The sequence below is a fragment of the Pseudoneobacillus rhizolycopersici genome, from assembly GCF_054786815.1.
In genome coordinates this window covers 53,308-68,173 of the sequence record NZ_JBTOOE010000003.1, presented here as the reverse complement: position 1 = coordinate 68,173, position 14,866 = coordinate 53,308, and the positions used below count along the sequence as shown (strand labels likewise).

15 protein-coding genes are annotated in these 14,866 nt (G+C 39.1%); 7 read left to right on the top strand and 8 right to left on the bottom strand.

Going from position 1 to position 14,866, the window contains the following annotated elements:
- Positions 1-34 precede the first annotated feature (34 nt).
- Both ACX9YW_RS04750 and ACX9YW_RS04745 read left to right on the top strand, forming a co-directional pair.
- Positions 35-1,216, top strand: a complete 1,182-nt coding sequence (locus ACX9YW_RS04750) for an MFS transporter (protein ID WP_460342589.1) — start codon at positions 35-37, stop codon at positions 1,214-1,216.
- Positions 1,217-1,331: 115 nt separating this feature from the next.
- Positions 1,332-2,165: a DUF4362 domain-containing protein gene (locus ACX9YW_RS04745; RefSeq protein ID WP_460342586.1), complete on the top strand. Its 834-nt coding sequence runs from the start codon at positions 1,332-1,334 to the stop codon at positions 2,163-2,165.
- A gap of 35 nt (positions 2,166-2,200) precedes the next feature.
- Here the strand turns inward: ACX9YW_RS04745 and ACX9YW_RS04740 are convergent, their stop codons facing one another.
- Positions 2,201-3,148, bottom strand: a complete 948-nt coding sequence (locus ACX9YW_RS04740; protein WP_460342583.1) for a DMT family transporter — start codon at positions 3,146-3,148, stop codon at positions 2,201-2,203.
- Between the two features lie 205 nt (positions 3,149-3,353).
- Between ACX9YW_RS04740 and ACX9YW_RS04735 the strand changes: the two genes are divergently transcribed.
- Positions 3,354-5,264: a heavy metal translocating P-type ATPase gene (locus tag ACX9YW_RS04735; protein WP_460342580.1), complete on the top strand. Its 1,911-nt coding sequence runs from the start codon at positions 3,354-3,356 to the stop codon at positions 5,262-5,264.
- A 261-nt stretch (positions 5,265-5,525) separates the two neighbouring features.
- On the opposite strand, the gene ACX9YW_RS04730 is transcribed toward ACX9YW_RS04735, so the two are convergent.
- Together ACX9YW_RS04730 and ACX9YW_RS04725 are read right to left on the bottom strand one after the other, a co-directional pair.
- Positions 5,526-6,347, bottom strand: a complete 822-nt coding sequence (locus ACX9YW_RS04730) for a YihY/virulence factor BrkB family protein (protein ID WP_460342577.1) — start codon at positions 6,345-6,347, stop codon at positions 5,526-5,528.
- 18 nt (positions 6,348-6,365) lie between these two features.
- Positions 6,366-6,707, bottom strand: a complete 342-nt coding sequence (locus ACX9YW_RS04725) for a YtxH domain-containing protein (protein ID WP_460342574.1) — start codon at positions 6,705-6,707, stop codon at positions 6,366-6,368.
- Between the two features lie 161 nt (positions 6,708-6,868).
- Here ACX9YW_RS04725 and ACX9YW_RS04720 point away from each other — a divergent pair, with 161 nt between their 5' ends.
- Positions 6,869-7,090 (top strand): DUF1128 domain-containing protein, encoded by a 222-nt coding sequence (locus ACX9YW_RS04720; RefSeq protein WP_460342571.1) that lies wholly within the window; start codon positions 6,869-6,871, stop codon positions 7,088-7,090.
- Between the two features lie 32 nt (positions 7,091-7,122).
- On the opposite strand, the gene map is transcribed toward ACX9YW_RS04720, so the two are convergent.
- Positions 7,123-7,872 (bottom strand): type I methionyl aminopeptidase, encoded by a 750-nt coding sequence (gene map / locus ACX9YW_RS04715; protein ID WP_460342568.1) that lies wholly within the window; start codon positions 7,870-7,872, stop codon positions 7,123-7,125.
- A 294-nt stretch (positions 7,873-8,166) separates the two neighbouring features.
- Positions 8,167-8,541 (bottom strand): DnaJ family domain-containing protein, encoded by a 375-nt coding sequence (locus tag ACX9YW_RS04710; protein WP_460342565.1) that lies wholly within the window; start codon positions 8,539-8,541, stop codon positions 8,167-8,169.
- 162 nt (positions 8,542-8,703) lie between these two features.
- Here ACX9YW_RS04710 and ACX9YW_RS04705 point away from each other — a divergent pair, with 162 nt between their 5' ends.
- Entirely contained in the window at positions 8,704-8,862 is a 159-nt protein-coding gene (locus tag ACX9YW_RS04705; protein ID WP_460342562.1) for a hypothetical protein, read from the top strand.
- A gap of 40 nt (positions 8,863-8,902) precedes the next feature.
- Here the strand turns inward: ACX9YW_RS04705 and hutH are convergent, their stop codons facing one another.
- Positions 8,903-10,435, bottom strand: coding sequence for a histidine ammonia-lyase (hutH, locus tag ACX9YW_RS04700; protein ID WP_460342559.1), 1,533 nt, complete (start codon positions 10,433-10,435; stop codon positions 8,903-8,905).
- Between the two features lie 244 nt (positions 10,436-10,679).
- Between hutH and ACX9YW_RS04695 the strand changes: the two genes are divergently transcribed.
- The gene (locus tag ACX9YW_RS04695; protein WP_460342556.1) at positions 10,680-12,770 is read left to right on the top strand and encodes a DNA topoisomerase III; all 2,091 of its coding nucleotides are present in this window, start codon (positions 10,680-10,682) and stop codon (positions 12,768-12,770) included.
- Positions 12,771-12,812: 42 nt separating this feature from the next.
- On the opposite strand, the gene ACX9YW_RS04690 is transcribed toward ACX9YW_RS04695, so the two are convergent.
- Positions 12,813-13,793 (bottom strand): alpha/beta hydrolase family protein, encoded by a 981-nt coding sequence (locus ACX9YW_RS04690; protein ID WP_460342553.1) that lies wholly within the window; start codon positions 13,791-13,793, stop codon positions 12,813-12,815.
- Between the two features lie 11 nt (positions 13,794-13,804).
- Complete coding sequence (locus tag ACX9YW_RS04685; protein WP_460342550.1) at positions 13,805-14,341, bottom strand: helix-turn-helix domain-containing protein; 537 nt, start codon at positions 14,339-14,341, stop codon at positions 13,805-13,807.
- A gap of 276 nt (positions 14,342-14,617) precedes the next feature.
- Between ACX9YW_RS04685 and ACX9YW_RS04680 the strand changes: the two genes are divergently transcribed.
- On the top strand, positions 14,618-14,770 hold the full coding sequence (locus ACX9YW_RS04680; RefSeq protein WP_460342547.1) for a hypothetical protein: 153 nt from the start codon (positions 14,618-14,620) through the stop codon (positions 14,768-14,770).
- Positions 14,771-14,866: the final 96 nt, after the last annotated feature.

The window sequence follows — 14,866 nt, the reverse complement described above, 5'->3', positions numbered from 1 at the left end:
GTATACAAAAATCTTAAATGTGGAGATTTTTTAAATGGAAAGTAAACTTCGATTTTGGATATTAGTTAGTATTGTCGCTATTTCCGGTTTTAGCCAAGGGATGCTACTTCCGTTAATTGCCGTGATTTTTGAAAATAGTGGTGTCTCCTCTTCGTTAAACGGACTAAATGCAACCGCCTTATATATTGGAATTCTATTAGCATCTCCATTTATGGAGCAACCGCTCCGAAGATTCGGTTACAAACCTATCATTATTTTTGGCGGTTTATTAGTGGTCATATCGTTAGCTCTATTCCCGCTTTGGAAAACGTTCTGGTTTTGGTTCATATTGCGTCTGTTAATCGGTATTGGTGATCATTCCTTACATTTTGCCACACAGACCTGGATTACCGACTTTTCACCTGAAAATCGGCGCGGACGGAACCTCTCGCTTTATGGCTTGTTTTTTGGAATTGGCTTTGCCGCAGGTCCATTAATGACTCCATTAGTCGACATTAATGAGGCTTTGCCTTTTATTGTTTCAACGATTATGTGCTTAATTGGTTGGCTTTTCGTTTTTCTTTTAAAAAATGAATATCCAGAACAAGAAGTTCGGATGAATTCCTTTTTGGATACATTAAAAAGATTTTCACAAGCCTGGAAATATGGTTGGGTCGCTTTTTTACCACCGTTCGCTTATGGATTTTTAGAGTCCAGCCTAAACGGAAGCTTCCCAGTGTATGGCCTAAGAATCGGCCTCGATGTTTCTAATGTTTCCATCCTGCTAGCCTCATTTGCAGTCGGGGGAATCGTCTTCCAATTGCCTCTCGGGATGATTAGTGATCGGTGGGGGCGCCGCAATGTTCTGATTCTTATTTTATTCCTAGGTTTTTTAAGTTTTGGAACAGCTAGCTTTTTAGAGCATAGCTTTATGGCTTTATCGATTTGTCTATTTATGGCCGGTATGTTTGTCGGCTCGACCTTTTCGCTTGGAATTTCCTATATGGCTGATCTGGTACCAAAAAGCTTATTACCAACCGGAAATTTGATGTGCGGGATATTCTTTAGTTTCGGCAGTTTGGCTGGACCATTTTTTGGTGGCTTGTTTATCCAATTTTTCAATCACATTAGTTTCTTTAATATTATTAGTACACTTTTCCTAATCATCTTCTTTATTCAATTTTTCAGCAAAGCAAAGACCACCGTAACCGTTAGTGAAAATTCCAAAGCTATTTAATCTGCCTTCTAAAAAAGCCTTTTTAGAAGGCTTTATTATGAAATTAGAAATAACTTAGAAGTTTGAAACCATTCCTCCATTGTAACGTCCAATAGTTTGAAGGGAGTGTCAATCCATGTTTAAAAAACAGCTTTTATTTGTAGGTATTACTGCCCTGCTTATTTTATCGGCATGTGGAACGGATTCAACTGTAAATAAGCAAGAACCAACTAGCTCAAATGTTTCAGAAAGCAACGAAATTATACACCGCTACCGAAACGTGGAAAACCTTAAACGCCTAGACGGATTTGTCGAAAATATTACAGCCAAAAAATCGGATGAAGTGAAAATTACCCACTACACCATCGAAGGTGATCAGATTTATGATACTGTCGTTTATGACGGCAAAGAATTGACCATCACCAATGATAATACCGAGGACAAATTCGGTTCCGGAGAAATTTACACCTATAAGTGTAAAAATATGACCCGGAGTGAAACGGAAACTGAACTGGAATATGTGTTAGAGGACTGTGTAGCGCCTGACGGAGGAACCGGAAATCATCCGATAGTCTCAATCGGTTATAATTTAGCTCAAGAAGACTACTTCGCGTTCCGACTCGAGTATGGGGATGGAAAAAATATCATCGATACGAAAAATCAAAAACTTGTCAAAGGTCTACAAAATGGGGAAACGTCCGTTGTCGCTGACTTTCAATTTTCCGATAAGGAAATGCAGGAAATATTTAAAGTGATGACCCTTAAGGGGATTTTTGCTAATAAGGTTACCTCTACTAAATGCCAGGATAAACCATTAGATCAATACAAACTTAAGGTTTGGATTAACCAAGGAACGATAGAATTGGACTGGGACCGATGTAGCGAAAGTGTGGATGGCGATGTCAGGACAGAAATGGTTGATCAAATATTCGAGATTTTAAAGAAAAATGAAGCTTATAAAGGAATGTAAGGGAAAACCGCACAGTGTCTCTGTGCGGTTCTCCTTTACATCGTTTGCTCCATTTCCACATCTACCTTCGCCCGTTTCGGACGGTTAACAATAACAATTCCCGAAACAACGAGGGCCAAGCCGACCATTACGAGGAAATAAACCTGTTCCCCTAGTAAGAATGATGAAAGAATCACTCCAAAGACCGGAACTAAAAACATATACATGGAGACAAGTCCAACCTGGTTGTATTTCATCACATTGTTCCATAGGATAAAGCCGGCTGCTGAAAGAAACGCCAAATAAAGCAGCATCCAGACCGCTGGAGCATTAAAGTGAAACGGGAACAGCTTTGAAGAGAATGAGCCGACTACTAATAATCCGAGCGCACCAAACACCATTTGATAAGCCGTTAAGTAACCGACCTCCATTTTGGCACTGCCGTTTCGTGCTAAAATGTTACCTAGTGCACCAGATAGCATCGCGAGGATTAATAAAACCTCTCCCCAACCAAAATCAATCTGCAGTTCGCCCTTTGGCAGATTTGCAAAAATGACGCCAGCAAAACCAAGGAATATTCCAACCGTTTTCACCATATTAAGGCGATCATTTTTATACATAAAATGAGCTAATAGGATTTGAAAAAACGACGTTGTTCCAGCGATAATTGAGCCTTGAATTCCTGTAGAATAGCTTAAACCGATATAAAAAAGAACATATTGAAAAAAAGTTTGAAAGAGTCCTATTTTCATAACCGGCCAAAGGGTCTGTTTCTGAAACATCATATTCCTTTTTAATAATGTGAAAAACAACAAAATCATTAAACCAGCTAAGAAAAAGCGGTAACCAGCAAAGATCATTTGCTCGCCAATTTCTTCAGGTCTTATATCTAAACTCTTATAGCTTAATTTAATAAAAGGAAATGCACTACCCCACAAAAAGGTCGAACCTGTGGCAGATAGGACAATTCCTAACGGATGGGTGAAAAATTTTTGCGCATTCATCAATTTGCGCCTCCATTTAGTAGCATTTTCTTTCCTAGCCAATAAATTATATGATAAGATGTAAGTAACTACAAATATTCTTTTCTTGTAAATTTTTTGCTGTCATTTAGGGCAAATCGATTTTCGATTTCCCCTAGTGGCAGCTTTCGTGCTTTTTAAGGGGTATTGATTGTGATTATTTTTATCAATTAGGAGGGATTGAAAAATGGCAGGAATCGCGTTGGCCAAGACAGAATTAGAAAGGCAAAGTATTTTTGAAAAAGTGAAGCCCCATCTCGAATTAATTGCAGCTGGCTTATGTGGAATTTTGATTTTTTCCGGATGGCTTAGCGAGCACTTCGGGTACCACACAACAGGTGTTGTTCTTTACCTATTGTCGTTTATCATTGGTGGTTTTGCCAAAGCGAAGGAAGGCATTGAAGAAACAATCACTAATAAAGAATTAAATGTGGAAATGCTGATGATTTTAGCAGCAATAGGTTCGGCCATCATTGGCTACTGGACGGAAGGAGCAATGCTCATCTTTATTTTTGCGGTAAGCGGTGCGCTTGAAACTTTCACGATGAACAAAAGCCATAAAGAGATTTCAGCGCTAATGAACCTTCAACCTGAAGAGGCATTGCGAATTAACCGCGGTATCGAAAAGAAAGTTCATGTATCCGAATTAGTAATAGGCGACCATATTTTAATTAAACCGGGGGAACGAGTTCCATCAGATGGGAGAATTTTAAAGGGAGTCACCAATATCGATGAAGCAGCCATCACCGGTGAATCAATACCTGTAACAAAAAATCTGGACGACGTAGTGTTTGCCGGGACTGTAAACCTAACGGGCTCAATAACGGTTGAAATTACAAAGCCAAACAGTGAGACGCTTTTTCAAAAAATCATTCAGTTGGTGCAAAACGCGCAAAGCGAAAAGTCACCATCCCAACTTTTTATTGAAAAGTTTGAGGGTACTTATGTAAAGGTGATTTTGGCGATTGTGGCACTAATGATGTTCCTTCCACACTTTTTACTTGGCTGGAGTTGGACAGAGACTTTCTATCGGGCAATGATTTTGTTAGTGGTTGCTTCTCCTTGTGCCCTAGTTGCATCGATCATGCCGGCTACTCTTTCAGCGATTTCGAATGGAGCGCGCCATGGAATACTTTTTAAAGGAGGCGTCCATTTAGAAAATTTAAGCCATATAAAGGCCATTGCTTTTGATAAAACTGGGACATTAACAAAAGGAAAGCCTATCGTAACCGATTTGTATTGGTTGGATGGTGTTGTGGACGAAGATGCACTTTGGAAAATTGCTTCGATTGAAAATCATTCGAATCATCCGCTCGCTCGTTCCATCGTATCATATGTTAAAGGTCAGATTGCGCAAGAGCTTTTACAGCCTGAAACGATTGAAGACATAGTTGGAATGGGTGTGCAAGCCAAAATAGGTGCGGAGGAATGGAAAATAGGCAAGGCGGATTTTGTAGTGAACTTGGATAATGATACCGAGATGTCTCATGCGGTTGAAAAGTTGGCCAGCGAAGGAAAAACCATCGTTTATGTACAAAAGAGTGACCGGGTTATCGCATTAGTAGCTTTAATGGACGTCGTTCGCGAAGAATCAGGGCGGGCTATTCAAGAGCTAGCGGATTTGGGTATTCATTCCGTGATGTTAACAGGTGACAGTGAAAAAACGGCAAAGGTTATAGCTACAGAAAGTAAAGTTAGTGAGTACGTTGCCGGATGTCTCCCTGAAGAAAAAGTCAATCACCTTAAAAAATTGAAGGAACGCTTTCAAGTGGTTGCAATGGTCGGTGACGGTATTAACGATGCCCCTGCTCTTGCCACTGCTAATGTTGGTATTGCTATGGGGGAAGGCACTGACGTTGCATTGGAAACAGCAGATGTCGTTTTAATGAAAAACGACTTGCCTAGAATTGCCGAAGCGATTCGCCTTTCCAAACGGATGAATCGGATCATCAAGCAAAATATTGTGTTTTCCCTGCTTGTCATTATTGCCTTAATCGCTTCAAACTTTTTACAGCTTTTAGACTTGCCGTTTGGTGTTATTGGCCATGAAGGAAGCACGATTTTGGTGATTTTGAATAGCTTAAGACTTTTAAAGTAAAGAACAGGTGACCTAAGTTAGGTCACCTTTTTATTTATGCCCAACTCTAGTGGACCTAAGGTTTAATGATAGCTATTCGAACCGTTAGCAGAGCCTGAAGTTTTGTTTCCTTTAGCACCTTTTGACTTTTGTTTCGTACTGCCATCTTTTTTTGTTTTTTTTGTCATCGTCTCTGACCTCCTAAAAAAGTTCAAGGGACTCTCGTGTATCCCTCACACATATTAGTTTGGTTCAAAGTCCATTTTCTATCGAAGGGAAATGTTAGCAGCCTTCCCTTTTACTATAATAAGCGTTGATTTCGCCACCTAGAAGGATAATAAACCCTGATAAATACAGCCAAATCATGAGGACGATAATGGCACCAATACTACCATACATCGCCGAATAATTTCCAAAATGACCAACATAGTAGGAAAATGCCAACGACGTTAAAATCCAACCAATCGTGGAAAAAATCGCTCCTCTCATGACACTAACACATTTAATTTTTTTATTAGGAGCCATCCAGTATAATACTGTAAAAATAATAAAAAGAATGATGGAGCTAAATAGCCATCTCCCCATATTCCACAATCCTAAAAATTCATGAGAAAGGCCAAACTCCGAGAATAAAACTAAACCGATTTTCTTTCCAAAAACAGGAAGCAACAATGAAATGATGAAGACAAACGTCATGGCAAAGGTAAATAAAACAGCCATTCCCCTTGCGACTATAAAATTTCTACTTTCCTTCACATCATAGGCTTTGTTAAAAGCTCTGACGATTGCGTTAATTCCATTGGAAGCAGACCATAACGTCCCGATGATCCCGAAACTTAGCAGCTTCCCATTTGAGTGTTGCATGATTCCTGATAAATTGGTTTCGATTAATGCCATTGCCTCAGCAGGCGCAAAATCCCTTACAACCCCAAGTAAATCCACCTCAGAAATCGGCAGTAACGGAATAATCGAAACAACGACAATTAATAAGGGAAAAAGTGATAATAGGAAAAAGTAGGCTAGTTGTGAGGCTAGCCCCGAAACATCATCTTCCTCAATTCGATACCATAAATCAACTAAGAGCGATCTGTTTAGTTCTTTCACTACATCACCTCAGCAGTTTTAAAGTTCTTCTATGTTTTCCTTATCTTTAAAAAATGCTTCTTTTGTATCTTTTACAAGACCTGTGACCTCAGGAGTCAGTTCTCTTACCTCATCAATTTTCTGAGCGATAAAAGAAATGTCTTCACTCATTTGTAGTGCCGTTTCCTTTAAGGCAATCGTCTTTTCCTTAATATTGGTTGCTATCTCCTTAGGATGCGTTATTACATAAGAAATATTTTTCACTGCTTTGCCAGTTTTTTCACCAACAGTTTGGCGTGTTTCACGATCAAGCAAACTGATTAAGCCACCGGCGACTGCCCCGGCAATAACGCCTGTCCAAAATTTATTGGTATTCCCCATATTCGAAAACTCCCTATTGTTTGATATATTTATGATTCCCTAATACTTTTATACCAAAACTTGCATTGTTTTGAAACAAAGGCTGTGCTCAAACTTTGATTGACAATTAATTTTAAAAATGAAAAGATGGTAACAAAGCATTTTACAAGGGGGACTTGGCAATGGATTTATCACAAAAATCGGTAGAAAACGTGGAATATATGATTGAAAAAATTAAAGAGAAATTAAAGGTATTAAACTTCGGTGCCATTAAGCCGTCACATTTTGATGAGGAAATGTACGAGGAATTAAAGGATATTTATGAGCACGTCATGAAAAAAACAAGCTTTAGCCCTAATGAAATGCAGGCCATTGCCGAAGAATTAGGAAGCTTACGAAAATAAACGGTTTGCCCACACTACTTGGGCAAACCGTTTTATTCTTGTTCTGTTAAAATCAGTGGTCCTTCCTTTGTAATTGCAATGGTATGCTCATATTGGGCGGAATTCTTGCCGTCAATGGTGCGTGCTGTCCATTGATTACCATCCATTTTCGTTTTATAATCTCCAACATTCACCATCGGTTCAATGGTAAAAACCATCCCCTCTTTTATTCGTATTCCTTTACCCTGTTGGCCGAAATGCGGGACGTTTGGTTGTTCATGAATCGTTGCCCCAATCCCATGTCCAATAAAGTCACGAACTACCGAAAAACCTTCTGCCTCCACAAACGATTGAATCGCATGACCGATATCACCAATTCGACTTCCAGGTTGGGCAGCTTCTATTCCACGGTAGAGAGCCGCTTTGGTCACTTCTAATAATTGTTTCGTTTCTTTAGAAATGTTGCCTACAGCATAGGACCAGGCGGAATCCGCTAGCGCACCATTTAAATTGACGACCATATCGATCGTTACAATATCTCCATTCTGCAATGGGTTTTTTCGGGGAAAACCATGACATATTTCATCATTAATACTTGCACATGTTGCATATTCATAGCCTCGATAACCCTTTTGTTCAGGGGTTGCACCATTTTTCTTTAAAAATTCCTCAACAAAGACATCAATTTCCCACGTATTCACTCCAGGCTTTATTAGTTTAGCAATTTCCCTATGGCAATCAGCTAATAATTTTCCCGCTTTATTCATTTTTTCGATTTCTCGAGTTGATTTTAAAATAATCATGTTACAACTCCTCTCAATCTCAATAGGTATATACAGGAATAAAAAATGTCAATATATATTCCGGTTGAATATTGTCTATTTTATGACAATTATCATATAATAGTTACTAATATATAGACGGTGAAAATTCTACATTGAAAGGATGTGTTTCAAGATGACCTTTTTCCACATTTTGAATTACGCGATTCCTATTGTTTTTATGGCTGTGTTCGGATTTATTATTGATAGAGCTTGCAAACCGGTAAAAGAAAAAGACTCCTAGAATATTCAAATTCTTGGAGCCATTTTATCATCTTATAATAGTTTTTTATTAATTTTTTCTTGGTAATTTTTAAATAGCGATGAGTTGGTTTTGCCACCTCTTTTTGACATGGTCTGATTGAAGCGTAACAGCTTTTCATTCAGATTTTTTTGTAGTTTCGATTTCTCTTCTGGATCTTCACAATTCCTGATTAAGCCTTCAATTGTCATCATTTCTTGTCTTAGTTTATTGTCCTCGGGTGAGAATCCAGCGTTTTTCATCATTCGGTAGGCCATTCTCAATTCCTCCGGCACACCCGATAAATCATCTAATTGAAGCGGTTTTCCATACCCAGGAAGATTCTCGAATTCCCCATCTTCATACGCTTTTTTTATGGCTTGCTCGGAAAGAATACTAAAAAAATCCATCTCAGTTAAGCCTCCTAGTTAAAAGGTAATTACCCTATATCAATAGTATAAAATATTTATGCAAAAGATGATACGGGAAATGAACTGTTTTACCACTTTTACATACTCCCTTCACGAATCGGGAAATCTATATATGTCACTGTGAAAGGAGTGGATTTTTGAATGGGACGCGGAAATCATTTTGGACATAAAAAGAAAGGCCATCCTGGACCTCTGCCTGCCGGTAACCAGGTTGAAAAACACGCGAAGCAAAGCATTGAAGATGAAGAATTCATCGTGGTGCAGGAAGCATTTAAAAATCGTCGCGAAAAAACGGAATAACTTGAGTAAAAGAGCCCTCATTGGAATTGAGGGCTCTTTGTTAATTTGTTTCTTGTTTATTGCTTGAGCCATTGTCCACTAAAATATCCTCAATCGAAACTTTCTTCATCCACTCTGCCAATGCTTCTATATCACTAGAGAAAATTCGATCCTTGACAATGGACGGTGCCACCTCACGTGCCTTATCAAACAATGCACGCGTTGACGTTGCCATCCCTTCAACCCCACGATATTCTACCGCCTGCAAACTGCACAGCAATTCAATTGCTAACACACGTCTTGCATTTTGAATGATTTGATAGGCATGCCTCGAAGCGATGGTACCCATGCTAACATGATCCTCCTGGTTAGCAGATGAAGGAATCGAATCGACACTCGCTGGATGGGCCAAGGTTTTATTTTCCGACACTAATGAAGCCGCACTGTATTGTAAAATCATCGCACCCGATTGCAAACCGGGCTCCGGGCTTAAAAACGGTGGTAAATCATTCAATTGAGGATTCACTAAACGCTCAATCCGACGCTCGGAGATATTCGCTAACTCGGCAACAGCAATCTTCATAAAATCCATCGCAAAGGCAATCGGCTGTCCATGGAAATTCCCCCCGGACACAACCATTTCACCATCATGGAAAATTAACGGATTGTCTGTAGCGGCGTTCATTTCAATCTCCAGTTTTTCCTTCACATAATCCAATGCTTGCCACGAAGCCCCATGAACTTGCGGAATACATCTTATCGAATAGGCATCCTGCACGCGAAGTTCGCCTTGTCGCGTCGTCAACTGACTGCCACTTAAAAACTTGCGAATCCGCGCTGCTGTGTCAACCTGCTGCTGATAGCCCCTTGCCACATGAATCTCCTCAGTAAAGGCATCGGTAATTCCTCTTAGACCTTCCATCGTCATCGACGCGATTAATTCACTTTGAAATGCGAGATTTTCTGCCTCTAAATAACCGACAACTCCCATCGCTGTCATGGCTTGAGTTCCATTTATTAACGCCAAGCCTTCTTTAGCTTCCAATGTTAAAGGCTTTATCTCCTCTAAAAACAAAACCTCAGCAGCGGGCAGCCTTTTACCTTGATAAAATACTTCACCTTCGCCAACCAACGGTAGCACTAGGTGAGATAACGGCGCTAAATCGCCACTCGCTCCTAATGAGCCTTGTTGCGGCACCACTGGAATAATGTCTTTATTAAAGAATTCAAGCAATCTTTCGATGACAATAGGACGAATACCAGAAAAACCCTTTAACAATGCATTGGCTCTTAATAATAGCATCACTTTTGAGACAACTTTCGGGAATGGCTCACCAACTCCACAAGCATGCGAGCGGATTAAATTAATCTGCAGATCTCTTACATCGTTTTGGTCAATTGGAACATCGCTAAACTTACCAAATCCAGTATTAATTCCATAAACGACTTTTCTGTCGGATACGATTTTATCAACCGCATCGCGGCTTTTTTGCGCAACTGCAAGGCTTTCCTTTGAAGCCACAACTTGTAATTTCTTGGTTAAAATTTCTTTCATAGTGCTAAGAGTTAAACTTTTACCATTTAATTCGATCATTTTCTTTTGCTCCTCTACCACTTTAGTGTAATAAAGAAAAAGCCCGGATTTTAGTTAGACTAAAATACCGGGCTCTTTTTAAAATCATATTTATGTTGAACAAGATGTAAATTCATTGTAATCCTCTACCTTAAAGGAATTTTCAAAAAATACACACAACTACGTTCATTCTATGTTTTCTTCTCCATTTTTGTCAAGAATGTTCCATTTTCGATATACTGTATATGAAAGGAGTTTTAAACCTATGAAATCACTTGTATTAGCTGAAAAGCCCAGCGTCGCAAGAGAACTTGCTCGTGTCCTTGGCTGTAAACAGCAATCGAAAAGCTATATAGAAGGTCCTCAATATATTGTTACTTGGGCACTTGGTCATCTTGTTGAATTAAAAATGCCCGAGCAATACGATACAAAATATCGAACATGGAACTTAGAGGACCTACCGATTATTCCTGATAAGATGGGACTAAATGTCATGAAGCAAACCCACCATCAATTCAGAGCCATCGAAAGCCTCGTTAAACGTAATGAGATTAAAGAAATTATTATTGCTACCGATGCCGGGCGCGAAGGTGAACTAGTTGCTAGATGGATTTTAGAAAAAACTAAAGTTCGGAAGCCATTAAAAAGATTGTGGATTTCCTCCTATACAGATAAAGCGATAAAAGACGGATTTAAAAACCTAAAGCCCGGTCAGCAATTCGAGAACCTTTACCAGTCAGCCATTTGCCGTGCGGAAGCAGACTGGTTAATCGGACTAAATGTAACAAGAGCATTAACAACCAAATATAAAGACCCACTATCTGCAGGTCGAGTCCAGACTCCGACACTGGCCTTAATTTTAGAAAGAGAAGCTGAAATTCAAAAGTTTGTTCCAAAGGAATATTGGACGATTAAGGTTCCAATTGGCGTTAGTGAGGCTGAATGGGAAAAAGACGGAGAAAAGCGAATCTTCGCATTGGAAACAGTTAATCGAATCAAGGAGCAGCTAGAAAAAACAGAAGCTGTCGTTGAAAATGTTAAAAAGACCTCTAAAAAAGAGGCTCAGCCCCTTCCATATGATTTAACCGAACTACAGCGCGATTGCAATAAACGCTTCGGTTTTTCGGCGAAAAAAACATCGTCTGTCCTACAACGGTTATACGAGCAATATAAATTGGTCACTTACCCGCGGACTGATTCCCGCTATTTAACGACCGATATGGAAGCAACGATGCTTGAACGTTTGCAGGCAATGGGATCAGGTTATAAAGATGAGACGGGACAACCAATAAAAAATCGCGGTAAAGTTGCCAATCGCAAGGTTTTTAACAATGATAAGGTTACCGACCATCATGCGATTATTCCAACTGAAGAACGGCTTCGACTAGACGTTCTCGATTCAGATGAAAAAAAGGTCTATGACTTGATTGCTAGACGCTTCTTGGCTCTATTTTACCCGGAATATGAATACGAAACGACACATGTCTCACTCAAGGCAGGTAATGAGCGACTTGTTTTGCGAGAAACGAATGTTGTGAACCTTGGTTTTAAAATGGTAATAAGTAAGGAAGATAGCAATAGAACTAACAAAAAAGTAAACTTAGAAGTCGGCAAAAAGTTTTCTATTCGTACCGTACAGGTAACAAAAGGATTAACTGAGCCTCCAAGCCGTTTTACCGAGGCTGATTTACTAGGCAGAATGGAAAAATTCGGATTAGGGACTCCAGCAACCAGAGCTGAATTGATTGAACGCATCATTGAGACAGAGGTAGTCGAGCGCACAAACGGCAAGCTCATTCCAACCTCAAAAGGCAAGCAGTTGTTTGAGCTAGTAAATGATGAATTGAAATCACCCGACTTAACGGCTAAATGGGAGCAGCAATTGGAGCTCATTTCCAAGGGCAAAGCAAGTCCAAAGGAGTTTGGACAAAACATTCGAAAGCTAACGGAAAAACTTGTTAGCGAAGTCAAAGGCAGCAACAAATCATATCGGGCTCATAATCTAACCGGTTCAAAATGTCCGGAATGCCAATCGTTTTTAAAGGAACGGAATACGAAGGAAGGCAAAATTCTTGTTTGCTCCAGTCACGAATGTGGCTATCGCCGCCGCAAGGATCCTAAATTATCAAATCGCCGTTGTCCACAATGCCATAAGAAGATGGAAATCCACGATGGCAAGGCTGGCGCTTACTTCCAATGCCGCCCATGTAATTTAGTCGAAAAGGCAGAAGCGAAGAAAAAAGCGGTTACGAAGCATGAGGAACGGAAACTTGTACAGAAATATTCGGCGAAAAATGATGATTTCGGAACGAGCCTGGGAGATTTGTTGAAGGCTGCTTTGGAAAATAAAGAATAAGAAACAGACCGTCAACTTTTGTAGGTTGACGGTCTGTTTTTATTAGATTGCTTTTCTATTTTCTACTTCTTCATTTTTAAAATTCGTCACAAGCCAATTAGCGATTTTTTCGAGTGCCTCTTCGTGTAGTGGGCGTTTCATTAGTTCATTAAAAATTTTCCGGACGTTTAAGATGTTTTTTGGTTCCGTTTGAATACGAAGACCGTGCTCCATATTCGTAATAATATGGTACTCACTTTTTCCTTTCACCAAACCAGCCAGCTCTTTTAATACTTCATTATCCACGTTTACATCTTTGTCTCCATGAATCGCAATCACCGGGCAGCTAACGTTTTTTAGCGCTTCCCTTGTATCATAGGCATCGTGTTCACGGAACCACTTGGCGGGTTGTTTGAAGAATAGTTGTAATTTAATAATATCTTTATCCGTTTTACGGACTTTTTCCATAAATGCTTCTGCTTGTTTTTCACCTTTTTCGGCAATATTTATTTTACGGTATATCCAACCTTTAAATCCTGGTGTTTCACACAATTCCTTATAGCCCAATAGACGCTGCTGTTTAAGTGCTTGTGATAGATTATCAACCCCACCTGACAAAAACATGATTCCCGCAAGCGGAAGTAGCTCTGCTAATCTTGTAGCAATAATCGCCCCTTCACTATGACCACAGACAATGATTTTTTCCGGATCAACATATGGATGGGACTTAAGAAATTCGACTGACTTTTGGGCATCCTCCACCAAATCAGACAAACCACTTGCCAGCCACTCGCCTTCGGCTTGACCCGTTCCGCGTTTATCGTATCTAAAAGTTACGAATCCTAAATTAGTCATATATTGAGCAAGCCCTTTATATAGATTTGTCTGGAACTTGCCTTTTCTATCATTTCCATCACGATCAAGCGGTCCGGAACCAGCTATTAAAAGAACTGCAGGATATTTTTCTCCATCCACCACATCATTCGGAATTGCTAAAGTCCCGTAAATTGTATTTTTTCCGTTAATTTTAATTTCCTTTTCCATTTTCTCCACCCCTATTGTTTTGGTTTTTCCGGTATGACTATGGTTGCAATGTTTATTTCGCGACGCTCTGGCGTTGGTTCATTTTGCATTGCTTTTTGCAATAACCCACTCATTTTTTTCACTAAATCCAAATACTCTTCATCCGTTAAATGTAAATTGGCAACTCGATAGCTGACACCATCCTTCAATAAGTCTACATCCCCTTGGTTTAAATAATTTTCATATAAATTCAGTAACTGTGTTGTAAAGCTTAAAAAAAGTTCTAAATGCTGGTCCTTTGAAAGACTTAGAAGCTCCTCATTTGTATGGATTTGTGGCTTCTTTAAGCTGTAGACCTTTTCGACTGTCCCTCTAATTTGATTTTCCTGAACGACCTCAATCACATCAGACTCCAACAGCTTATTTAGTTGACGATACAAAGTGGCTTGCGGAACATCAGATAGCTTTTCAGCCATTTGGCCAACGCTTTGCTGTTGGTAATTCAATAAAGTTTGGATTATTTTCAATCGTACTGGGTGAAAAAATAATTTGGCTCGTGAATTTTTCATTTGTAATGCTCCTGTTTTTTCTTATTATTATCATTTTCGATAATAATAGGTTAAAAAAATTTATCCCTTTAGGTTGTTATCATTATCACTATTGATAATAATATACATTTTGATAACAGTCAACAGTATTTTAGAAAAAAATCCCTTTCGACATGAGATTTACTTTTCGTGTCGAATTATTTCGACTTGCGAAAGTTCACAAAATTGTAATATAATATTCATTAGATAGACATTGAAAAAATAGTTTAAATTGTTATATTAAGGGGTTGACGACCAATGGAATGGTACGAATATTTATCTCCTAATACATTCACAGGTGTTTTGACTTTTGTAAGCATTTTCACTTTCGGTGTAATTGCTCATATTAAAGTTTACTCACCTAAGAAGCAAAGCATTAATATCGAAAAAGACAATCATTTGGTACAATAGTAAACGGCAACTGGTTTGCCGTTTTTTGTTTGCATACATAGCTTAAAAGTTTCTTTTTCCGATTATTAACTGTAAAATGATACTTAAAGATTCTGA